General features: G+C 30.1%; 24 protein-coding genes. 1 reads left to right on the top strand and 23 read right to left on the bottom strand.

Annotation, left to right across the window (positions count from 1 at the left end; translation table 11 throughout):
- Positions 1–10 precede the first annotated feature (10 nt).
- The 23 genes from ACH2BC_RS08010 to aspS form a co-directional block, all read right to left on the bottom strand.
- Complete coding sequence (locus tag ACH2BC_RS08010; RefSeq protein WP_395053475.1) at positions 11–1,450, bottom strand: NuoM family protein; 1,440 nt, start codon at positions 1,448–1,450, stop codon at positions 11–13.
- A 10-nt stretch (positions 1,451–1,460) separates the two neighbouring features.
- Positions 1,461–3,347, bottom strand: coding sequence for an NADH-quinone oxidoreductase subunit L (nuoL, locus tag ACH2BC_RS08005; RefSeq protein ID WP_395053474.1), 1,887 nt, complete (start codon positions 3,345–3,347; stop codon positions 1,461–1,463).
- Between the two features lie 6 nt (positions 3,348–3,353).
- Positions 3,354–3,674: an NADH-quinone oxidoreductase subunit NuoK gene (gene nuoK, locus ACH2BC_RS08000; RefSeq protein ID WP_395053473.1), complete on the bottom strand. Its 321-nt coding sequence runs from the start codon at positions 3,672–3,674 to the stop codon at positions 3,354–3,356.
- Between the two features lies 1 nt (position 3,675).
- On the bottom strand, positions 3,676–4,185 hold the full coding sequence (locus ACH2BC_RS07995; protein ID WP_395053472.1) for an NADH-quinone oxidoreductase subunit J: 510 nt from the start codon (positions 4,183–4,185) through the stop codon (positions 3,676–3,678).
- A 1-nt stretch (position 4,186) separates the two neighbouring features.
- Complete coding sequence (locus ACH2BC_RS07990; protein WP_395053471.1) at positions 4,187–4,732, bottom strand: NuoI/complex I 23 kDa subunit family protein; 546 nt, start codon at positions 4,730–4,732, stop codon at positions 4,187–4,189.
- 93 nt (positions 4,733–4,825) lie between these two features.
- On the bottom strand, positions 4,826–5,347 hold the full coding sequence (locus ACH2BC_RS07985) for an ORF6N domain-containing protein (protein WP_395053470.1): 522 nt from the start codon (positions 5,345–5,347) through the stop codon (positions 4,826–4,828).
- Positions 5,348–5,607: 260 nt separating this feature from the next.
- Entirely contained in the window at positions 5,608–6,660 is a 1,053-nt protein-coding gene (nuoH, locus tag ACH2BC_RS07980) for an NADH-quinone oxidoreductase subunit NuoH (RefSeq protein WP_395053469.1), read from the bottom strand.
- A gap of 2 nt (positions 6,661–6,662) precedes the next feature.
- Positions 6,663–7,685, bottom strand: coding sequence for a 2Fe-2S iron-sulfur cluster-binding protein (locus tag ACH2BC_RS07975; RefSeq protein WP_395053468.1), 1,023 nt, complete (start codon positions 7,683–7,685; stop codon positions 6,663–6,665).
- A gap of 35 nt (positions 7,686–7,720) precedes the next feature.
- Complete coding sequence (locus tag ACH2BC_RS07970; RefSeq protein ID WP_395053467.1) at positions 7,721–8,269, bottom strand: hypothetical protein; 549 nt, start codon at positions 8,267–8,269, stop codon at positions 7,721–7,723.
- Positions 8,270–9,316 carry an AAA family ATPase gene (locus ACH2BC_RS07965; protein WP_395053466.1) on the bottom strand — a complete coding sequence of 349 codons (1,047 nt, stop codon included), beginning with the start codon at positions 9,314–9,316 and terminating at the stop codon, positions 8,270–8,272.
- A gap of 170 nt (positions 9,317–9,486) precedes the next feature.
- Positions 9,487–10,854 (bottom strand): NADH-quinone oxidoreductase subunit NuoF, encoded by a 1,368-nt coding sequence (gene nuoF / locus ACH2BC_RS07960; protein ID WP_395053465.1) that lies wholly within the window; start codon positions 10,852–10,854, stop codon positions 9,487–9,489.
- 11 nt (positions 10,855–10,865) lie between these two features.
- A complete protein-coding gene (locus ACH2BC_RS07955; protein ID WP_395053464.1) occupies positions 10,866–11,132 on the bottom strand; it encodes a DUF4160 domain-containing protein in 267 nt (88 codons plus the stop codon).
- On the bottom strand, positions 11,119–11,388 hold the full coding sequence (locus tag ACH2BC_RS07950) for a DUF2442 domain-containing protein (RefSeq protein WP_395053463.1): 270 nt from the start codon (positions 11,386–11,388) through the stop codon (positions 11,119–11,121). Before ACH2BC_RS07950 ends, ACH2BC_RS07955 begins: the two co-directional genes overlap by 14 nt.
- Positions 11,389–11,392: 4 nt before the next feature.
- Positions 11,393–11,923, bottom strand: a complete 531-nt coding sequence (locus ACH2BC_RS07945; protein ID WP_395053462.1) for a complex I 24 kDa subunit family protein — start codon at positions 11,921–11,923, stop codon at positions 11,393–11,395.
- 96 nt (positions 11,924–12,019) lie between these two features.
- The gene (locus ACH2BC_RS07940; RefSeq protein WP_395053461.1) at positions 12,020–13,258 is read right to left on the bottom strand and encodes an NADH-quinone oxidoreductase subunit D; all 1,239 of its coding nucleotides are present in this window, start codon (positions 13,256–13,258) and stop codon (positions 12,020–12,022) included.
- Entirely contained in the window at positions 13,259–13,606 is a 348-nt protein-coding gene (locus tag ACH2BC_RS07935; protein WP_395053460.1) for a DUF86 domain-containing protein, read from the bottom strand.
- Positions 13,599–13,898, bottom strand: coding sequence for a nucleotidyltransferase family protein (locus tag ACH2BC_RS07930; RefSeq protein ID WP_395053459.1), 300 nt, complete (start codon positions 13,896–13,898; stop codon positions 13,599–13,601). Before ACH2BC_RS07930 ends, ACH2BC_RS07935 begins: the two co-directional genes overlap by 8 nt.
- Complete coding sequence (locus ACH2BC_RS07925) at positions 13,899–14,417, bottom strand: NADH-quinone oxidoreductase subunit C (RefSeq protein ID WP_395053458.1); 519 nt, start codon at positions 14,415–14,417, stop codon at positions 13,899–13,901.
- 1 nt (position 14,418) lies between these two features.
- Positions 14,419–14,964 (bottom strand): NADH-quinone oxidoreductase subunit B, encoded by a 546-nt coding sequence (locus tag ACH2BC_RS07920; RefSeq protein WP_395053457.1) that lies wholly within the window; start codon positions 14,962–14,964, stop codon positions 14,419–14,421.
- Positions 14,965–15,025: 61 nt separating this feature from the next.
- Positions 15,026–15,391, bottom strand: coding sequence for an NADH-quinone oxidoreductase subunit A (locus ACH2BC_RS07915; RefSeq protein ID WP_395053456.1), 366 nt, complete (start codon positions 15,389–15,391; stop codon positions 15,026–15,028).
- A 210-nt stretch (positions 15,392–15,601) separates the two neighbouring features.
- Positions 15,602–15,802 (bottom strand): cold-shock protein, encoded by a 201-nt coding sequence (locus ACH2BC_RS07910; RefSeq protein WP_395053455.1) that lies wholly within the window; start codon positions 15,800–15,802, stop codon positions 15,602–15,604.
- Between the two features lie 112 nt (positions 15,803–15,914).
- The gene (locus tag ACH2BC_RS07905) at positions 15,915–18,614 is read right to left on the bottom strand and encodes a T9SS type A sorting domain-containing protein (RefSeq protein WP_395053454.1); all 2,700 of its coding nucleotides are present in this window, start codon (positions 18,612–18,614) and stop codon (positions 15,915–15,917) included.
- Between the two features lie 19 nt (positions 18,615–18,633).
- Positions 18,634–20,385: an aspartate--tRNA ligase gene (aspS, locus tag ACH2BC_RS07900; RefSeq protein WP_395053453.1), complete on the bottom strand. Its 1,752-nt coding sequence runs from the start codon at positions 20,383–20,385 to the stop codon at positions 18,634–18,636.
- A gap of 127 nt (positions 20,386–20,512) precedes the next feature.
- Here aspS and ACH2BC_RS07895 point away from each other — a divergent pair, with 127 nt between their 5' ends.
- The gene (locus ACH2BC_RS07895) at positions 20,513–21,505 is read left to right on the top strand and encodes a TlpA family protein disulfide reductase (RefSeq protein ID WP_395053452.1); all 993 of its coding nucleotides are present in this window, start codon (positions 20,513–20,515) and stop codon (positions 21,503–21,505) included.
- The last annotated feature ends 103 nt before the right edge of the window (positions 21,506–21,608 follow it).

Raw genomic sequence — 21,608 nt, 5'->3', positions numbered from 1 at the left:
TAATTAGGATTTAGGATTTATTTATTACGAGTAAAATTTCCTTTAAACTTGGTGTAACAAAATCTACTATTGGTTTTGGATACAACCCAAAGAACAATAAAAATCCAAGAATTACTACCATAACTATTCCTTCGTTTAATGTGATATCTGCAAAAACTTTTTCATTTGTTTCTCCCAACATTACATTTTGAAACATCTTTAACATATAATAAGCGCCAAGAATAATTGTTGTTCCTCCTAGAATTACAAACCAAATATTCGTTTGAGCCAAACTGTATAAAACTGTAAATTCACCAACAAAATTAAATGTTCCAGGCAAAGCAACCGATGCTAAAACCAAAATCATAAACATGGATGTAAATTTTGGTGCTTGCGAACGAATTCCACCCATTTCAGATATTTTTCTCGTTTCAAATCTTCTGTATATAATTTCTGCGGCAAAGAACAATCCAACAATTACAAATCCGTGAGCAATCATTTGAGAAACTGCGCCACTTAATCCGTCAAGTGTTAGTGTGTAACAACCTGCAGCAATTAATCCAACGTGAGCAAGTGAAGAATATGCGAGTAATTTTTTTAAATCTTTTTGACGTAAAGCTACTATTGAACCATAAATTACACCAGCAATTCCAAGTCCTATAAACAAATACATATATTGTCTTGCTGCCATTGGCGCAATTGGTAATTGCCAACGAATTACGCTGTACAATCCCATTTTTAACATAATTCCAGAAAGTAACATTGTACCAACTGTTGGTGCTTTTTGATACACTTTAGCTTGCCAAGTATGAAAAGGGATTAATGGAATTTTAATAGCATAAGCTGCAAAAAACGCTAAAAATATCCAGAACTGTTCCGTTGAATTTAATTTTAAATTATATAAATCTCCAATTAAAAACGATCCTGCTTTTTGATATAAATAGGCAAAAGCAATTAACATAAATAAAGATCCACCCAAAGTGTAAATAAAGAATTTCACTACTGCTTTTCTTCTTTCGTCTGCATCGCCATTTCCCCAAAGTAAAGCTATAAAGTAAATAGGAATTAACGCTAATTCCCAAAAAATGTAATATAAAAGTCCATCTGCAGCAAGAAAAGTTCCAACCATCGCGAAAGACATAAATAATACTAAAGTGTAAAAACTTTTACTATTAGAAAATTGATTTCCAAACGATGAAAAAATAATTAATGGTGTTAGAGCTGTTGTTAATAAAACCATTGCCATTGATAAACCATCGCCTTGAAATGATAAATATACTTTAGGAATTGAAATCCAATCTGCTAAAAAAGATATTTGTTCGCCTTTATTTAAAAGTGATAAAAGATAAATTGAAACACCAAGAGCTGCTAAACTAAACAATAAAGCAACTTTGGAAGCAAGTTTATCTCCAGAAATATAAGTTGCAATTGCGCCAACTAAAAGTAATAATAATATGGTAGTTACATCCATTATGTAAAAATTATTGAGCTATAAATAAATAAATTAATAGTGCGCAAACGCCAATTACAAAAGCAAATAGATACAATCCAACGCTACCAGTTTGTAATTTTTTTCCTTGCATTGATAAACCATTTGCAACTTTTCCAAATCCAAAAACTAAATTAGAAGCTGCTGGTTCAACTGTTGTTCTAAAGAAATTAGAAAGAGAATTTAATGGTTTTATAATTATGAAAGTATAAAATTCATCAACATAATATTTATTATATAGTACTTTAGAAAATCCAGTTATTTCACTGTCTTGTGCAGGAACTGAATTTTGTTTAATATATTTTGCATAAGCCAATCCAATACCAATTAATCCACCAGCAACGGCAATTGCCATTAGGATATATTCGGTGTTACCAAAAGCGTGTTCTGCATGAGATGCATTATTAAAAATGGGTTCTAAATAATGATTTAACCAACTGTTTCCAGGCAAACTGATTAATCCTCCAACTAGAGATAAAATCCCTAAAACTATAAGCGGAATAGTAATTAAACTTGGACTTTCGTGTAAATGATATTTTTGTTCTTGTGTTCCTCTAAAACTTTTAAAGAAGGTTAAATACATCAATCTAAACATATAAAAGGCAGTCATAATTGATGCTACAGAAGCTAAAATCCAAAGTGGAATATTATTATGGTAAGCCGTCATTAATATTTCATCTTTAGAAAAGAATCCAGAAAATGGTGGAATTCCAGAAATTGCTAGTGTTGCAATTAACATTGTTGCAAAAGTAATTGGCATAAATTTCTTTAAACTTCCCATGTTGCGCATGTCTTGTTCGCCATGCATTGCGTGAATTACAGAACCTGAACCTAAAAATAAACAAGCTTTAAAGAAAGCGTGCGTTATTACGTGAAAAACTGCAATATTGTAAGCGCCAAGACCAATTGCCAAAAACATTAAACCCAATTGAGAAACAGTAGAGTAGGCAAGAACCTTTTTAATATCGTTTTGAACCAATCCAATTGATGCTGCAACCAAAGCTGTAACTGCGCCAATAATTGCAATTATATTTAAAATTTGTGGTGTTGAATCAAATAAGAAATTCATACGAGTAATCATAAAAATTCCTGCAGTTACCATTGTTGCAGCGTGAATTAATGCCGAAACAGGTGTTGGTCCAGCCATTGCATCTGGCAACCAAGTGTAAAGTGGTAATTGTGCCGATTTTCCTGTTGCGCCAATAAATAGACATAAAGTTGCAGCACCAAGCCAAAACACATTTCCGTTTTGCGTTCCGCCAAGAATGGCTTCTTTCAATTCCATAAAATCTAATGTAGAAAATAATCCACCAATTATAAATATCCCAATTAAATATCCTAAATCGCCAATTCTATTCATAATAAATGCTTTTTTTGCAGCATCATTATACGATTGATTTTTATACCAAAATCCAATAAGTAAATAAGAACAAAGACCAACGCCTTCCCAACCTATAAACATTATTAATAAATTACTTCCAATTACAAGTGTAATCATAAAGAAGATGAACAGATTTAAATAGGCAAAAAACTTGTGCATATTTTCATCATCGTGCATATAACTTATAGAATATAAATGTATTAACGAACCAATACCTGTTACAAATAATAACCAAAGTATTGACAATTGATCCAATAAAAATCCGAATTTAAGTTTGAAATTACTTACTTCAATCCAATCAAAAAGCGAAACTTGAATAGGTTGTTTCGTTTGATTTATTTGAATGAAAAAATAAACACTAGCAATAAATGAAACCACTACAGTAAGTGTTCCAATAGCGCCAGAAATTGTTTTTCCTGCTTTTTTTCCGAAGAAAACATTAAATAAAAACCCTACAAATGGGGTTAACAACAATAGTAAAACTAAATTCTTCTCCATTCGAGATTATCCTTTTAGGTTTTTTAAATTAGCAATATCAATAGAACCTAAGTTTCTAAATACAGAAACCAAGATGGCCAAACCTACAGCAACTTCTGCTGCAGCAACAGCCATTGAGAAAAATACAAATACTTGTCCTTCGGCATCATTATGATACGATGAAAATGCTACAAATAATAGGTTTACCGCATTCAACATAATTTCGATAGACATAAATACAATTATAGCATTTCGTCTGTATAAAACTCCAAATACTCCAATACTAAATAATATTGCAGATAAAAAAAGGTAGTTTTCTATTCCTATTTCGGTTAAAATACTATTCATATTACTTTTCTAATTTTTCTTTTTTAGACAATAAAACTGCTCCAATCATTGCTACTAATAATAAAACTGATGCAAATTCAAACGGAACCATAAATTCGTTTAGCAATACTTTACCCAATGTTTTTATAGATTGAAAATCTTTTACATCAGTATCATAAGCCACAATAGTTTTAGAATTTGTAAAAATTGCAATAAAAGTTAAACACATTAAACATATTACTACAACAGCACCAAGTCTGGTAATTCTTGGTTTGTGTACCTCGTTTTCTTTGTTTAAATTCATCAACATTATGGTAAATAAAAATAAAACCATAATGGCTCCAGAATATACAATAATATGAACCACAGCAAGAAACTGCGCATTAAATAATAAGTAATGACCAGCAATAGAGAAAAAACAAATAACCAAATAAATGGCAGAGTGAATAGGATTTCTACTAAAAATAGTTAAAAAAGCAGTTGCTAATGTAATTGCTGATAAAATGTAAAATAAAATTAAAATTGGCGACATCCTAGTTAGCGTTTTTGATTTGAGCATTTTTCATAGCAACATCCAAAGGCATTACTAATTTATCTTTTCCAAAAATAAAATCTTCTCTTTCATAGCTCGATGGAACCAATTTTTTAGAAGTTGTTAAGTAAATTGCATCTTTTGGACATGCTTCTTCGCACAAGCCACAAAAAATACAACGCAACATATTTATTTCATAAATTTCTGCATATTTTTCCTCACGATACAAGTGCATTTCGTTTGGTTTTCTCTCGGCAGCTTTCATTGTAATGGCTTCTGCCGGACACGAAAGTGCGCACAATCCGCAAGCAGTACAGTTTTCTCTACCTTGATCATCGCGCATTAACATGTGTTGACCACGATAAACAGGACTAAATTCTCTAACCTGCTCAGGATATTGAATAGTAACTTTTCTAGTAAATAAATGTTTGATAGTAATAATCAAACCTTTCACGATAGCAACAAGGTATAATCTTTCCCAAAAAGTCATTTCTTTATGAGAAACCTGTTTTTTTCTACCCGATAACGATATTGTTTCTATGTTCATTCTTTATTTTTTTCTGAAGCTAATCCTGCTATCCGTTTCTCCCGATTTTACATCGGGATTCACTACTATCATGGCTAAACCTACTTGTAGTCTTTAGTGTTTGTAACCTATTTTGGTTCGTTCTTCTTTATTGTCTTGTTTGTCAATTAACTCATCCAAATAACTAAAAACCAATTCTATATTTTTATCTTGATTAATTAATTTCTTTTTTATTTTTTCAATTTCTAACCTTACATTTAAGTTTTCAGAAATCGCTTGACGTATTTTTGTAAAAACTCGAATAATTTCAATGTTGACTTTAATGGCAGTTGAACTATTTAAAACACTCGATAACATTGCAACTCCTTGTTCTGTGAATGCTAATGGTTTATATCTGTTTCCACCCCAACTTGAGGTGCCAATTTGGCTCCTCAAGATTTCACTTTCAACTTCAGTCAATTCAAACATAAAATCTTCTGGAAATCTTTCTAAATTTCTACGAACTTGTCTTTTTAATTGTTTATTTTCAACACCATATAAAAGCGATAAATCGGAATCAATTATTACTTTTTGATCTCTAATAAGTAAAATTTTACTCATTATAATATGTTCAGTAATAAGTAATTCGTCACTCATATATTACATTTATATTAGGTTGTCACAAATTGCGACTTGCTTATTTTTTAAACTTATGGTGCCAAATTGGCTCCTTAGAATTCTATTTATAATTCCAATCTCAAATCAGTTTCATCTGCAACAAAGATCAATGTTCTCTGAAATAATCAGTAATCTTTTTTCCATCTTATTGATTTTCAATGGTGTCGCATTTTGCGATACCTTTAATTTTTGTTTATATAAGCTTAATTAATTATCTGTATTTTAGATTTTTATATAATTTATATTCCCAAAAACACAGCAATTTCACTTCTCAATAAAACAATTCCGGTAACAATAATATTTATAATAGAAAGCGGAATTAAAATTTTCCATCCCAAATGCATTAATTGATCGTATCTAAATCTTGGAATTGTCCATCTTACCCACATGTAGAAAAATATAAATCCACATATTTTAATAAACAATGCTAAAAACCCAATAAGATTAGCAATATTTAAACTCCAATTTTCTACAACCCAACTCATTCCAGGATAGTTGTAACCACCAAAAAATAAAACGGCTAAAATAGTAGAAGAAATGAACATATTAGCATATTCTGCAAATAAATAAAATCCCATTTTCATTGACGAATATTCTGTGTGATAACCACCAATTAATTCGGTTTCACATTCTGCTAAGTCAAATGGTGTTCTATTGGTTTCTGCAAAAGCGCAAATTAAAAATATTAAAAACGATAAAGGTTGGTAAAAAACATTCCAATTCATTCCGGCTTGTTGCACTGAAATTTCTTTTAAACTCATTGTTCCTGTCATCATCAATAATGCAATCATTGATAATCCCATTGCAACTTCATAAGAAACCATTTGCGAAGCAGCACGAACAGCACCAATTAACGAAAACTTATTGTTAGAAGCCCAACCACCAATCATAATTCCGTAAACTCCAACAGAAACAACTCCAAAAATATATAGTAGTGAAACATCAATATCTGTTGCTTGTAATTGTATATCTCTACCAAAAAAATGTACTTTATCGCCCCAAGGAATTACAGCGCTAGTCATTAATGCAGTACTCATTGCAATTGCTGGACCAACCATAAATAAAAATTTGTTGGGTGTGTTGGGTTCAAATTCTTCTTTAGAGAACAATTTCATTCCGTCGGCAAGTGGTTGCAATAATCCACCCCAACCTGCACGATTTGGACCAACTCTGTCTTGTAAGAAAGCAGCAACTTTACGTTCTGCCCAAGTAGAGTACATTGCCATTAGCATAGTTAATGCAAAAACTGCGACAATAACAACACTTTTTTCTATAATAAATGCACTATCCATTTTTAAGATTTAGAATTATTATTTAATGGAAAATCGGCCATACTTATTTTTTTTCTGTCTTGATTTCTACCGTTTAGAATTCCATTTTCGGTATCAATTTCAACTTTTTCTAATTTTCGTGTGTAATTATTTTGATTAATTACCGAGTCTTTTTCAAATCTTCTTGGACCTTCAATTGTCCAATCGGTAACCTCTTTTTTGTCAAAACGACAAGTATTACATATAAATTCTTCTACTTCATGGTATTCGTCTTTTCTTCCTGTAACTCTTTGAATTTCGTTTCCAAACATCCAAACAGTTGTTTTTCCACAACATTTATCGCAATTTCTGTGTGCGTTGAATGGTTTATTGAACCAAACACGTTGTTTAAATCTAAATGTTTTGTCTGTTAGTGCACCAACAGGACAAACGTCTATCATATTTCCAGAAAATTCATTATCTACCGCTTTAGAAATACAAGTTGAAATGTTAGAATGATCTCCTCTATCCATTACTCCGTGAACTCTATTGTCTGTAAGTTGATCTGCAACCATTACACAACGGTAACACAAGATACAACGGTTCATGTGCAACTGAATATTCTCGCCAATATTTTCTGGCTCAAAAGTACGTTTTTCTTCTATAAATCTAGTTTCAGATTTTCCGTGTTCAAAACTTAAATTTTGTAAATCACATTCGCCAGCTTGATCACAAACTGGGCAATCTAAAGGATGATTTATTAATAAAAATTCGGTTACCGATTTTCTAGCTTCTTGAACTCTGTCAGACGATTTGCTGTTTACTTCCATTCCGTCCATACAACCAGTTACGCAAGATGCCATTAACTTTGGCATTGGTCTTGGATCTGCTTCACTACCTTTGGCAACTTCTACTAAACAACAACGGCATTTTCCGCCGCTACCTTTTAACTTAGAATAATAACACATTGCTGGTGGAACAACTTCGCCACCAATCATTCTTGCGGCTTGCAAAATGGTTGTTCCTGGTTCTACTTCTATTGACTGTCCGTCTATTGTTACTTTCATAATACCAATATATAATTCCTGCGGAATTTATTTTTTTAAATTTCTAAAAATTCATCAATATTAAATTGATATTTTTTTTCGATTAAATAATCTAAATGTATTTTAGTGTAATTAATATGATTATCAGTCATATTATAATTTTGCATAACATAATTTATAACATTTTTAAACCTATCAACTTTATGTATTGATTCATTTTTAGTTTCTTGTAAAAAACTATCAAAATCACTATAATCGAAATCTTCTAATGTTTGATTTTGTAAATTTATATATTCTAAAAGCCAACTTTCAAATGCTATTGGCGAAAGTGCAAAGATAAAATGAAAATTAATTTTATGCTTGTATATTTTAATGTTTATGTTAGTTTTTAATATTTCAAATTCTTTAAGATTTGGATTAATCAAAATATCTTCTTTATCTTCATCTACAATCCCAATTAAAAATTTATCTTTTATTTTTAAATTTCCAAAAGCTTTTATTACTTGATTTTTATTTTTTTCTTTTCTGATTAAATCAAAATCATTAAGTAATCTTCCAAAAAAATACCTATCCGCCCAACATTCTACGCATACAATATTTTTCATCTAGTTATTATCCCAAAGATTTTCGAAATTAAAAAAAGGATTCATCCCAAATTCATAAACATCATCATTATTTTTTTTATCTAATAATTTAACCTTTGTTTCTCCATCAACATTATTAACTAAATAAATATTGGTATTCTCCTTACTTTCTTCATCTCTTAAAAATTCTTGAATTATAAATTCGCTATGTGTAACTATAAAAAATTGATTGTCATTTTCATCATATTTCACGCTATTTGTAAATTCTAAAATGTAAGGCTCAAAACAATGTGCTTCTGGTTCTTCAAATAATAAAGTAGAATTACTATTACTCATAATTGCGGCTTTATAAAAGATTAGACGTTGTAATGTGTCTGCAATCATATTATATGGAAGTATAAAAACGGTTCCATCCTGATATTCTTTAAAAATTTTTATTTCTTCTGTATTTTTTTCTACAAGAAATTTTAAATTATTTTTATCAAATATTTTTTTAATTTCTTCTCTTAATTTGGATTCTCTACTTAATAAATATCCTAGTTTATCATAACCAGAAACATGTTTCTCATCTATTTGATTAAAAGTTTCTTTTAACTCAAATTGTTTATTAAAATTATAATACTTAATATCTCTACAATCTTTTTTATCATATCGAATTGATAATTGTTCCTCGTCAAAAATTGATTTTTTATCATTTTTAATGACATAATAACCAAAAAATAAATTTTCATCAAAACCCAATGTCGGAATCATTATATCTTTATATTGATTAAAATTACTATTATCAGTTTTATTGTTTTTATCAATTATATTTAAAACTACATTATCTAATTTAATTTTTATATCTGTTAAAATATCTCCTTCAAAGAATAATTCATCATTTTTATTATATCTTATAAATGGAGATAATCCTTCATTTAGTGAGCCAAACAATCCCAAAGCCTCCAAAATATTACTTTTGCCAGCATTTGGTTGACCAATAAAAACATTGATTTTATTACAACCATCAATTTTTAAATGTTTGATGGATTTAAAGTTAGTAATCTCTATGTTTTTAATTTTTTCCAATTATGATTTTTTATTCTTTATTTTATGTAATCACCTTTATTAACTAGCCCAGATTGAATGGAATAACAAATTGTTTTTTTTACAATTTTTATGTAATGAAAGCTGGATAATGGTTCGTTAAAAATGCCCAAGCCATTTGCTTCATCCTTCGACAAGCTCAGAAAGACACTTTATACTAATTGATTTCCAACTAAATGTTTCACTTTTTCAAATGGTTCTGCTACAAAATGATCTCTATTTTTCACTTTTTCTGGAAAACGAATGTGGTACTCAAACTCGTCTTTAAAATGACGAATTGCAGCTGCAACTGGCCATGCCGCAGCATCGCCAAGCGGACAAATTGTGTTTCCTTCAATTTTACTTTGAATGCTCCAAAGTAAATCTATATCTTCTTCACGACCGTAACCGTTTTCTATTCTGTGTAATACTTTTTCTAACCAACCAGTTCCTTCACGGCAAGGCGAGCATTGTCCGCAGCTTTCGTGGTGGTAAAATCTTGAAAAATTCCAAGTATTTCTAACGATGCAAGCGGTATCATTATAAACTATAAATCCGCCAGAACCTAACATTGATCCTGTTGCAAAACCGCCATCTGATAGTGATTCGTATGACATTAATCTATCTTCGCCAGCTGCAGTTTTATATATTAAATTGGCTGGTAAAATGGGTACAGAACTTCCTCCAGGGACAAATGCTTTTAAAGGTCTGTCTGATGACATTCCGCCAAGATATTCGTCGGAATTCATAAATTCGTAAACTGTCATTCCCATCTCAATTTCGTAAACGCCAGGATTTTTAATGTGTCCTGAGGCAGAAATTAATTTGGTTCCAGTAGAACGACCAATTCCTATTGCAGCATAATCGGCACCAGAATTATTTACAATCCAAGGTACAGCAGCAATTGTTTCTACATTATTTACTACGGTTGGATTTGCCCAAAGTCCAGATACTGCTGGAAATGGTGGTTTTATTCTTGGGTTTCCTCGATTGCCTTCTAAGCTTTCTATAAGTGCTGTTTCTTCGCCACAAATATATGCTCCAGCACCAATTTGTACATAAAGTTCTAAATCGAAACCAGATCCTAAAATGTTTTTTCCTAGGAAACCTGCGGCTTTAGCTTCGGCAATGGCGCGTTCTAGAATTTTGTAAATCCACATATATTCTCCACGAATGTAGATATATGAAAGATTTGCTCCAAGTGCGTAACTTGAGGTTATCATTCCTTCAATTAATAGGTGAGGAATAAATTCCATTATATACCTGTCTTTGAAAGTTCCTGGTTCAGATTCGTCTGCATTGCAAACTAAATGACGAGGTTTACCTGATTTTTTATCGATAAAACTCCATTTCATTCCGGCTGGAAATCCTGCGCCACCACGACCACGAAGTCCAGAAGTTTTTACTTCTTCTACAACTTCATCTGGGGTTAAAGTTTTTAACGCTTTTTCTACAGATGCATATCCGCCTTCTCGACGATATACTTCGTAAGATTTAATTCCTGGAACGTTAATTTTGTCTAATAATATTTTTTTTGACATCTTATTTTGATCTAATTCAAAGGTTCTATTTTATTAAATGTTCCATTTTCAGAATTTGATAAATTCTTCCAATTTTCTATTAGTTCTTCTTGATGTAATGAAGCCCATTCTATTGTTAATGCTAATGCTTTTGACGGAAATTTACCATTTAAAACTGCGAAATTATCGATAGAAATCATAATTTGAAAATCATTATACTTTGCGTGAAAATGTGGTGGATTATGATCTTGTAAATACATATATATTATTATTCCATAAAATCTACTAATCTCTGGCATATTCTTCAAAAGTTTTATTAATAATTTTCAGATAAAAAGCATTTGTATCCATATCTAATGTATCATTCCAAACAATAATATTATCTAAAACTTTAAAATTTTTAAAATTATCTTCATCATTCCAATATTTAAAAACTCCTTTATCTTTTAAATTTGCCAATTCAATTTCACCCTTAATACCATCATCAAATTTTAAAAATAATTTAAAATTATCTAATGGTTTTGCTTCAATTATATTTGGGAAATTTTTAAACATTTTCTTATTTTTCTAATAAGTTGATTTTATCATCTCTACAATCAGCAATTAACTGATCTATTTTTTCTTCGTTTAAATGCTCTTGATAAAAATCTCCAAGTTGCATCATTGGTGCGTAACCGCAAGCGCCAAGACATTCTACTCCACGAACTTCAAATAGTCCGTCTGGTGTTGGTTCACCAACTTTTACACCTAATTTATTGCAGGTGTAATCCATTAAATTTTCTACTCCATTTAGACAACATGGTCCAGTTTGGCAAAATTCAAACATATATTTACCAATTGGTCGTTGGTTATACATTGTGTAAAAGGATACAACTTCGTAAACTTCAATTGGTTTTAAATTTAATATTTCGGCAACTTTGTCTTGTAATTCAAAACTTAACCAATCGTTATGTGCATCTTGAACTTCGTGCAAAATTGGTAGTAGTGCTGATTTACTTTTATCTGCTGGATAGTGACTGATTAACTCATTAATGCGAGTCATTAATGCTTCTGTTATGTTTATCTCTTGTTTGTATTGTGTTCTTTCCATTTTTTTTAACTGTATATTGTATAATGTAAATTGTATACAGTACTTACATTATACTTTTGTCATTATACATTTTTTTCAATATACATTATACTTTTTTTATGCATCAAGTTCTCCTGCAATTACATTTAAACTTGATAATATTACGATTGCATCTGATAATAATGCACCTTTAATCATTTCTGGATACGCTTGATAATAAATAAAACAAGGTCTTCTAAATTTTAAACGATATGGTGTTCTACTTCCATCGGTTACGAGATAAAATCCTAATTCTCCGTTTCCACCTTCTACAGCGTGATAAATTTCGGCAACTGGAACAGGAACTTCTCCCATTATAATTTTGAAATGATAAATTAGCGATTCCATATTATTATAGACATCTTCTTTTGGTGGCAAATAATAATCTGGAACTTGTGCGTGGTATTCATTTCCTGCTGGCATTTTGTCTAATGCTTGGCGGATTATGCTCAAACTTTCCCAAACTTCGGCATTACGAACACAAAATCTATCGTAAGTATCGCCAGATTTTCCAACTGGAACTATAAAATCAAAATCTTCATAAGAAGAATACGGTTCAGAAACTCTAACATCATAATCAACTCCTGCTGCACGAAGATTTGGACCTGTAAATCCATAAGCCATAGCTTTTTCGGCGGTTATTGGCCCAACATTTACTGTTCTATCTATAAAAATTCTGTTTCTTTCAAAAAGGTTTTCAAATTCTTTCCAACAAACTGGAAATTCTTCTAAAAACACATCTAATTTGCGGAAAGCTTCTGGTGACCAATCTCTTTCGAAACCACCAATTCTTCCCATATTTGTTGTTAAACGAGCACCACAAATTTCTTCGTAGATTTCGTATATTTTTTCTCTAAATTGAAATACATACAAGAAACCAGTGTATGCGCCTGTATCTACACCAAGAATGGAATTACAAATAATATGATCTGTAATTCGTGCCAATTCCATTACAATTACTCTAAGATATTGAGCACGTTTAGGAACTTCAATGTCTAATAATTTTTCCATTGTCATCCACCAAGCCATATTATTTATTGGCGATGAGCAATAATTCATTCTGTCTGTTAATGGTGTAATTTGGTAAAATGGACGATTTTCTGCAATTTTTTCAAAGGCACGATGTATGTAGCCAATTGTTGGTTCGGCTTCAATAATACGTTCACCATCCATCAACAGAATGTTTTGAAAAATACCGTGAGTTGCTGGATGTGTTGGTCCTAAATTTAAAATAGAAAGTTCGCTTCCATCGTCGTTTAGTTGCTCTTCTATTCTTTTAGCATATCGATGCTCTGGTGTTAATAATAAGTCTGACATTTATAATGTTGAATTATGTATTTTTTCTTCAATTTCTATTTTGAGACTTGGAAGTTTATTTATAACAATACTCCAAATATTTTCATCAGAAACGCTGTCGTAGGCGTGAATGATTTGGTTTCTCAAACCACTAATTCTTCTTGCATTTGTAATACTAAATTCGGAATTTACTTTTAGAATTCTATTCACTGCTTCGCCAATAATTTCTAAATTTCTTTCAATTGCTCTTTTTAGTAAAATATTTTTCTCATAATTTGAAAACATTTTGTCTTCTTTAATAAAAAAACTATCTATTTCTTCTATGGCTAATTTTATATCGTATAAAGATTTTAAAATTTTTTCATCCATAAATTAATTTCTTTTCTCGGTCTACAACTTTTCTAAATATTGGATTTTTAATTGCTTGATTTTCTACCAGATCAATTTGTCTATTAAAAAGTAATTCTAGCTTTTCTTTTAAATCCATATAATTATCAAAATAATCTTTTAAATCTATAGTTGAAAATTGAATTAACATGTCAATATCACTTTTTTCGTTAAATCGTTCTGTTAAAATAGATCCAAACAAAAATAGTTGCTTTACATTATGATTAATGCAAAGTTGATTTATTTCTGCTTTATTTTCATCTATTATTTTCATTTAATTATTTGTCGTTGTTCTTCCAAAGAATCTATCGTCCTTATCTGTTCTTCCAGAATCTTCCATTGGAAATTCTTTTCGCATAGGAAAGGAAATCATTTCATCCATATTTAAAATACGTTTCAATTGTGGATGATTTTTAAAATTAATTCCATAAAAATCCCAAGCCTCTCTTTCCATCCAATTGGAAGAAAGAAAAATATCAGATATAGTATCAATTTCTGGTGTTCCGTTTAAATACGCTTTTACTCTAATTCGAGTGTTTTCTATCCAATTATGTAAATGATACACTACTGCAAACTGATGATTATCATCGTTGTCTGGATAATGAATTCCACATAAATCGGTTAAAAAATGAAAATTTAAATCTTGATTTTCTTTAATAAATGTAATTACTTCTCGAATAGAATTTGGATAAACTTCAAATGTAAAAATGTCTTTTTGCATTGTAAAAGCAAATGCTTTATCACCAAATTCTTGTGTAACTTTTTCTTGTATGTTTGTAGTTTCTAAAGCCATATTATAGGTTGTAGGAAGCTAATAATTCTATATATTCTGGCGAACTTCTTCTTCTTACAGATTCATTTCTTACCAATTCTTGCAATTGCATTACGCCATCAACAATTTGTTCTGGTCTTGGCGGACAACCTGGAACGTAAACGTCTACAGGAATAACTTTGTCAATTCCTTGAAGAACAGAATAGGTATCGAAAATTCCTCCTGAACTTGCACAAGCACCAACTGCAATTACCCAACGTGGTTCGCTCATTTGTTCGTAAACTTGACGTAAAATTGGCGCCATTTTTTTAGAAATTGTTCCCATAACCATTAACATATCTGCTTGTCTTGGTGAAAAACTAACTCTTTCAGATCCAAAACGAGCCAAATCGTAATGAGATGCCATTGTTGCCATAAATTCTATTCCGCAACAAGAAGTTGCAAATGGTAATGGCCAAAGGGAATTTGCTCTTGCCATACCAACAACATCGTTAAGTTTGGTTGCAAAAAATCCTTCGCCTGTAACGCCTTCTGGTGGCGCAACCATTGTTGTTTTTGAATCGCTCATTTTTTATATGATAATAAAAGTCAAATTTATTTACTATTTGAAATCTAAAATTTTAAATTATTTATTCCCAGTCTAATGCTTTTTTCTTGATAATGTAAAAGAAACCAACTAAAAGCAACATCATAAAAATTACCATTTTTATCATTCCCTCTATGCCTAATTCTTTAAAATTGATTGCCCAAGGATATAAGAAAATTACTTCAACATCGAACAGTACAAAAAGTATTGCAACTAGAAAATATTTTACAGAAAAAGGGATACGCGCATTTCCTTGAGATTCTATTCCGCACTCAAAATTTTTATCTTTATTTACAGAACTTCTTTTAGGTCCAAGTTTACTAGATATAAATATCATTCCAACTACAAATCCAACGGCAAGAAGTGCTTGCATTAGTATTGGAAAATAGTCCATTTGTGTTGATTGCATTTTGTAAAATTTTAATTTAAACTAAAATAGTTACAAATATACATTGCAATATTTAATTCACAATATACAGATGTTAAACGTTTAGTTATTATTATGAAAAAACGACTATTTAAACCAATTCTAAATAATTTAAATAGTAATCATAAAAAAACGTCTCAAGTATAAATTGAGACGTTTAAGCTGTAAGAGGTAATCAAAAAATAATATATATTAGTCTTCGATAACTGCTACTTGTGCAGCTACTTTACCTTTTCTTCCTTCTTCTTCTTCGTAAGAAACTTTATCACCTTCGTTTAGTGATTCAGCTCTTAAACCTGTAGCGTGAACGAAAATGTCTTTTCCGTTTTCATCGTCTGTAATAAATCCGTAACCTTTAGATTCATTGAAAAATTTAACTGTTCCTGTGCGCATTGTGTGTAATATAAAATAATTAATAATGGCAAATGTAAACTTTAATACGATACGAAAATTATTTTTGTTAAAAATTTGTTGAAAAATATTGATTTTCAGTATTTTCTAACTATTAATTCTTAATTAATTTGGTATTTATTACTTTATTATTTTCTAATTCTAATTGTAGTAAATAAATTCCAGCATTTAAATTAGATGTATCAACAGAGTTGTTTTTTATATCAATTACAATTTCTTTTCCTTGTATTGTAAATAGTTTTACAGTTTTTACAGTTTCATTTAGATAAATAGTATTTTCTGCTGGATTTGGATAAAATAAATTCGATTTAGAAATTTGAGTTTCATTATTTGACAAATTAGAATCTAAATAATATTTTGCAAGTCCAAAATCTATAGAATTATTGTTTGGAGCAAATACAATACCACATAAAATTAATTTATTATCATTAGTAATTAAAATTGATGTTGCTTCATCATAATCTGAAAAGAAATCGGTTGTAAGTTTTCCAGAGTTTGCAAAAGTGGTATCTAAACTACCATTAGAATTGAATTTTAATGTAGAAAAATCAACGTTAATTTCACTTAATGTAGTTGATCCAATTATAAATATTTTTTGATCTTGAGTTAATCTTAATGCGTTACTATAGTCCATATCATTAGAATTTACATCAATAATTCCATCTGAATCAAAACTCAAATCAATTGCTCCGCTCGAAGTAAAACGTGCAATTTTAACAAGACTATTTAATTGACCTAGAATAATAATTTTACCATCATTTTGTATTGCTAAACCATTTGGTCTGTCAGAACCACTACTTGCAAATGTTGTACTTCCGTTTCCATTAAAAGTAGTGTCAAAAGTTCCGTTTGAGTTGTATCTAAAAATTACTATATCAAGATCTGAACCATTATTAATTGTTCCAGCAGCTACAATTTTACCATCCGATTGAACTTCAATTTTATCTAAAACTTCTTGATCAGCAAATGTTGAACCTAGATTTGAAATTCCGTTTGTGCCAAAAGTTGTGTCTGTTGTGCCATTAGCATTTAATCTTGCCAACATAAAATTACCCGAAAATGTTGTGCCAATTGTATAAGCTTCATAACCAGCAATTAAAATTTTACCATTACTTAAAATTTTTAAATCATTTACACTTGAATAATCAGATGTCGAAAAATTAGCAAAACCATTAGTTCCAAAAGTGGTATCTAAACTTCCATTGCTATTGAGTCTTACTATTAATGCTTTATAATTTCTACCAACAATAATTATTTTACCATTAGTATCAATTGCTATATCGTTTGGAGTTCCAAAACGAGTATTATTTATGACTACTAATCCATTAGTGCCAAAATTGGTATCAATTGAACCATTAGAATTATATCTTGTAATAGTGTAGAAGTCTTTGTTATTAAAATAGCTAAAACCAGCAACTAGTATTTTTCCATCTGGTTGAATTTCAGATGCAAAAGTTTCATCTGAACTACCATATGGAAATGTAAAAAATAGTTTTCCATCGGTATCAAAAGTGGTATCAAAACTAGCTGTTTGAGTTAATTTCGCAACAGCAATTTTACCTGTAATTAATGATTCTTCTGTATTTCCTGAAATAATTATAGAATTGCCAACACAACTAAAATCTCCAAAATTATCATTTAAAGAAAAATAGGATATTATTAAAATTCCATCACTATCAAATGTTGAATCTAATGTTCCATTGGTATTGAAACGCAACCCTAAAATATCATTATTAGAAACGTTGTTTACAATTGGTTGTATTGTTGTAAATAAAGTATACTTTCCGTTGGATTGTATTCTTAGCTTTGCGTTTTCTCCTTCAAAATTATTAGGTGAAGTTGCAATGGCAATTCCATCAGTATCAAAAGTGGTATCATAACTACTATTAGAATTTAAACGAACTAAAAGAATTTTTGGTGAAGAACTTATAAATGTTTTACTGTAAAATACTATTTTTCCATCGGTTTGAACTACCAAATTAGAAATTTTATTGTATGATGCGCCTGTAAAACTGTAAATTCTTTTTCCATTAGAGTTAAAGGTGTTATCTAACAATCCTGTAGAAGTATACCTAGCTATAAAAGGGTTATCTGTTGAAGCAGACGAATTGTAAGTAGTACCACCAACTAAAATTTTAGAATCAGATTGAACAATTATAGACTTTGGAAATTCAACATTTCCAATATCTGTAGTTACACTTCCATTGTTGCCAAAAGTGGTATCTATAGAACCGTTTGTTAAATATCTTAAAATTCTAAAATCTTGACTTCCGCTGTTGAATTCTGATAAAACTACAATTTTTCCATCTGTTTGTAAATCTAAATCAACGAATCTCCTGTTATTGAATGCATTGTTTATATTAAAAATCATACCATCTATATCAAAGCTGGTATCTAATGTACCGTTAGAATTGTATCTAGCTAAAGCTACATCTTCACTTTTACTTCCTCCAACTATAATTTTACCATCAGTTTGAATTAAAATTTTATCAAAGCTGTCAATAGTTTCATTTATTGTTTTTCCATTAGTATTAAAACTTGAATCTAAACTTCCATCTGCGTTTAAGCGAATAACAAATCCGTATGAAACACTATAATTTTGAATTGATCCACATAAAATTATTTTACCATCAGATTGAATTACTTGGCTATTTATGATAAAATCGGCTTGACCAAAATTGGTATTTACTTTTCCATTTGTACCAAAAGTAGTATCTAAATCTCCAGAAACTTGAGCATTTGTTAAATTGATGATGAATAGTAACATCATCGTTAAAAATAATTTTGTTTTCATAATTTTTATTTTTATAATTTTACTTTAAATTTACTTTTATAAACAATTCATTCAATTGCGCTTCATCAATAGTTGATGGCGCATCAATCATAACATCACGACCAGAATTGTTTTTTGGGAAGGCAATAAAATCTCTAATAGTTTCTTGTCCGCCAAGAATTGCTACCAATCTGTCTAATCCAAAAGCCAATCCACCGTGTGGTGGCGCACCAAATTGAAAAGCATTCATTAAAAATCCAAATTGATCTTGGGCTTGTTCTGCTGAAAATCCTAATAAAGAAAACATTCTACTTTGTAATTCTTTATTGTGAATTCTAATAGAACCACCACCAATTTCGTTTCCGTTTAATACCATATCATAGGCATTGGCACGAACTTTTCCTGGTTCTGTTTCAATAAGTTTCATGTCTTCTGGCTTTGGCGATGTAAACGGATGATGCATTGCGTGGTAACGAGACGTTTCTTCATCCCATTCTAATAAAGGAAAATCTACAACCCATAATGGTGCAAAAACTTCTGGATTTCTTAAACCCAATCGTGTTGCCAATTCCATTCTTAAAGCTGAAAGTTGCGTTCTAGTTTTGTTAGCATTTCCTGATAAAACAAGAATTAAATCACCAGGTTTTGCATTAGTAATTGCCGCCCATTTTTTTAAATCTTCTTGGTCGTAAAATTTATCTACAGATGATTTTAAACTTCCGTCCAATTCATATTTTACATAAACCATTCCATTGGCGCCAACTTGAGGACGTTTTACCCAATCTATTAAATTATCAATTTCTTTTCTTGTGTAGGTTGCGCAATTTGGAACTGCAATTCCAACAACCAATTCTGCGGAGTTAAAAACTGGAAAATCTTTGTGTTGCGCAACTTCATTTAACTCACCAAATTTCATATCGAAACGAATGTCTGGCTTGTCATTTCCATACGTTTTCATCGCATAATCATAAGTAATTCTTGGAAATTCAGCTACATCAATTCCTTTAATTTCTTTTAATAAATGACGAGTCAATCCTTCAAAAACATTTAAAATATCTTCTTGTTCTACAAATGCCATTTCGCAATCAATCTGAGTAAACTCTGGTTGCCTGTCTGCACGCAAATCTTCATCACGAAAACATTTTACTATTTGAAAATACTTATCCATTCCACCAACCATCAATAATTGTTTGAATGTTTGTGGTGATTGTGGCAACGCATAAAATTGACCTGCATTCATTCTACTTGGCACTACAAAATCTCTTGCGCCTTCTGGAGTTGACTTAATTAAATAAGGCGTTTCTACTTCGCAAAAATCTAAATCTGATAAATATTTACGTACTTCCATTGCCACTTTATGACGAAAAAGTAACGAGTTTTTTACAGGATTTCTTCGAATATCAAGATATCTGTATTTCATTCTAATGTCTTCACCACCATCGGTTTCATCTTCAATTGTAAAAGGTGGCGTTAACGACGAATTTAAAATTGTCATTTGAGTAACTAAAATTTCAATTTCACCTGTTGGAATATTTTTGTTTTTAGATTCACGTTCTATAACTGTACCTTTTATTTGAATTACAAACTCTCTTCCAAGTGTTTTTGCTAGTTCAAAAACAGTTTTATTGGTACGACTTTCGTCAAATATTAATTGTGTAATTCCATAACGATCGCGTAAATCTACCCAATTCATAAAACCTTTATCGCGACTTTTTTGAACCCAACCAGCAAGAGTAACTTCTGTATTAATATGTGTAGCGTTTAATTCGCCACAAGAATGACTTCTGTACATTGTAATTTATTTTTTGCAAAAGTAAAAAACTTAAGTTGATAATAAACATCAAATTTTTTGTTAATCTTATAAAGTCAATAAATAAATTAGGTATATTTGATTTCAAAAAAATTTAAAACATTATTTTATGAAAAAACTAGTTTATTTTTTATCATTAATTTTTATCTCATCATTTGGTTTTGCTCAAGGAAAAGTAACTTTTCAGGCAAATATTACTAATAAAAATGGAGATGTTATTTATATTAAAGACAATATGAATAAAATTGTTAAAGAGATTAAAATTAATCCGTTAGGATTTTTTAAAGATTCATTTGAAGTTAAAGACGGTTTTTATCAAATGTATGATGGTGTAGAATTTGCTTCTTTATATTTAAAAGATGGTTTTGATTTACAATTAACTATGGATGCAAAAATGTTTGACGAATCAATAGTTTTTAAAGGAAAAGGTGAAGTTGAAAATAATTTACTGGCGCAAAATACAATTGGTTTAGAAACATTTGAAGCAGCAAATTTTGATAAAAACAAAGAAGATTTTGCGATAGCTTTTGAATCAAAAAAGAAATCTGATATAGAAAAATTAGAAAAAGGAAATTTTGATGAAGCTTTTAAAACTAAAGTTAGAAGAAATTTAACTCAAGATTTCTATGGTTTACAAATGGCTTACAAAGAAAATCAAATAAAAAAAGAAATTACTGGTAAGGTTTCTAACGGATTTGAGTATGAAAATCATGCTGGAGGAAAAACTAAGCTTGAAGATTTACGTGGAAAATATGTTTATATTGATGTTTGGGCAACTTGGTGTGGACCATGCAGAGCAGAAATTCCATTTTTGAAAAAAGTTGAAGCCAAATATGAAGGTAAGAAAATAGAATTTGTAAGTATTTCTGTAGACGAAGATAAAGATCATGCTAAATGGGTAAAATTTGTTACAGAGAAACAACTTGGAGGCATTCAATTGTTTGCAGATAAAAACTGGTTGTCAGATTTTATTAAATCGTATGGAATAAATTCTATTCCAAGATTTATACTTTTAGATCCAGAAGGAAAAGTGGTTAGTGCTGACGCTGATAGACCATCTGATGCAAAGCTTGTTGCACAATTGGACAAGTTATTGAATTAGAAAACAAGACAAATAATTTAAAATCCAGCTTTCTATGTTTAAGAAAGCTGGATTTTTTTTGTTCTAATGTTAAATTTTCATTCAATGTTACCAAATTGTTAAG

Source organism: Flavobacterium sp., from assembly GCF_043760115.1.
Classification (GTDB): Bacteria; Bacteroidota; Bacteroidia; order Flavobacteriales; family Flavobacteriaceae; genus Flavobacterium.
Note: the sequence above shows the minus strand (reverse complement) of the source record. Positions and strands in the feature narration are given on the sequence as shown.

Coding starts and splice junctions, on each gene's coding strand:
- ACH2BC_RS08010 (WP_395053475.1), bottom strand. CDS start 1,450: ATGGATGTAACTACCATATTATTATTACTTTTAGTTGGCGCAATTGCA.
- nuoL (WP_395053474.1), bottom strand. CDS start 3,347: ATGGAGAAGAATTTAGTTTTACTATTGTTGTTAACCCCATTTGTAGGG.
- nuoK (WP_395053473.1), bottom strand. CDS start 3,674: ATGAATAGTATTTTAACCGAAATAGGAATAGAAAACTACCTTTTTTTA.
- ACH2BC_RS07995 (WP_395053472.1), bottom strand. CDS start 4,185: ATGTCGCCAATTTTAATTTTATTTTACATTTTATCAGCAATTACATTA.
- ACH2BC_RS07990 (WP_395053471.1), bottom strand. CDS start 4,732: ATGAACATAGAAACAATATCGTTATCGGGTAGAAAAAAACAGGTTTCT.
- ACH2BC_RS07985 (WP_395053470.1), bottom strand. CDS start 5,347: ATGAGTGACGAATTACTTATTACTGAACATATTATAATGAGTAAAATT.
- nuoH (WP_395053469.1), bottom strand. CDS start 6,660: ATGGATAGTGCATTTATTATAGAAAAAAGTGTTGTTATTGTCGCAGTT.
- ACH2BC_RS07975 (WP_395053468.1), bottom strand. CDS start 7,685: ATGAAAGTAACAATAGACGGACAGTCAATAGAAGTAGAACCAGGAACA.
- ACH2BC_RS07970 (WP_395053467.1), bottom strand. CDS start 8,269: ATGAAAAATATTGTATGCGTAGAATGTTGGGCGGATAGGTATTTTTTT.
- nuoF (WP_395053465.1), bottom strand. CDS start 10,854: ATGTCAAAAAAAATATTATTAGACAAAATTAACGTTCCAGGAATTAAA.
- ACH2BC_RS07955 (WP_395053464.1), bottom strand. CDS start 11,132: ATGCCAGAGATTAGTAGATTTTATGGAATAATAATATATATGTATTTA.
- ACH2BC_RS07950 (WP_395053463.1), bottom strand. CDS start 11,388: ATGTTTAAAAATTTCCCAAATATAATTGAAGCAAAACCATTAGATAAT.
- ACH2BC_RS07945 (WP_395053462.1), bottom strand. CDS start 11,923: ATGGAAAGAACACAATACAAACAAGAGATAAACATAACAGAAGCATTA.
- ACH2BC_RS07940 (WP_395053461.1), bottom strand. CDS start 13,258: ATGTCAGACTTATTATTAACACCAGAGCATCGATATGCTAAAAGAATA.
- ACH2BC_RS07935 (WP_395053460.1), bottom strand. CDS start 13,606: ATGGATGAAAAAATTTTAAAATCTTTATACGATATAAAATTAGCCATA.
- ACH2BC_RS07930 (WP_395053459.1), bottom strand. CDS start 13,898: ATGAAAATAATAGATGAAAATAAAGCAGAAATAAATCAACTTTGCATT.
- ACH2BC_RS07925 (WP_395053458.1), bottom strand. CDS start 14,417: ATGGCTTTAGAAACTACAAACATACAAGAAAAAGTTACACAAGAATTT.
- ACH2BC_RS07920 (WP_395053457.1), bottom strand. CDS start 14,964: ATGAGCGATTCAAAAACAACAATGGTTGCGCCACCAGAAGGCGTTACA.
- ACH2BC_RS07915 (WP_395053456.1), bottom strand. CDS start 15,391: ATGCAATCAACACAAATGGACTATTTTCCAATACTAATGCAAGCACTT.
- ACH2BC_RS07910 (WP_395053455.1), bottom strand. CDS start 15,802: ATGCGCACAGGAACAGTTAAATTTTTCAATGAATCTAAAGGTTACGGA.
- ACH2BC_RS07905 (WP_395053454.1), bottom strand. CDS start 18,614: ATGAAAACAAAATTATTTTTAACGATGATGTTACTATTCATCATCAAT.
- aspS (WP_395053453.1), bottom strand. CDS start 20,385: ATGTACAGAAGTCATTCTTGTGGCGAATTAAACGCTACACATATTAAT.
- ACH2BC_RS07895 (WP_395053452.1), top strand. CDS start 20,513: ATGAAAAAACTAGTTTATTTTTTATCATTAATTTTTATCTCATCATTT.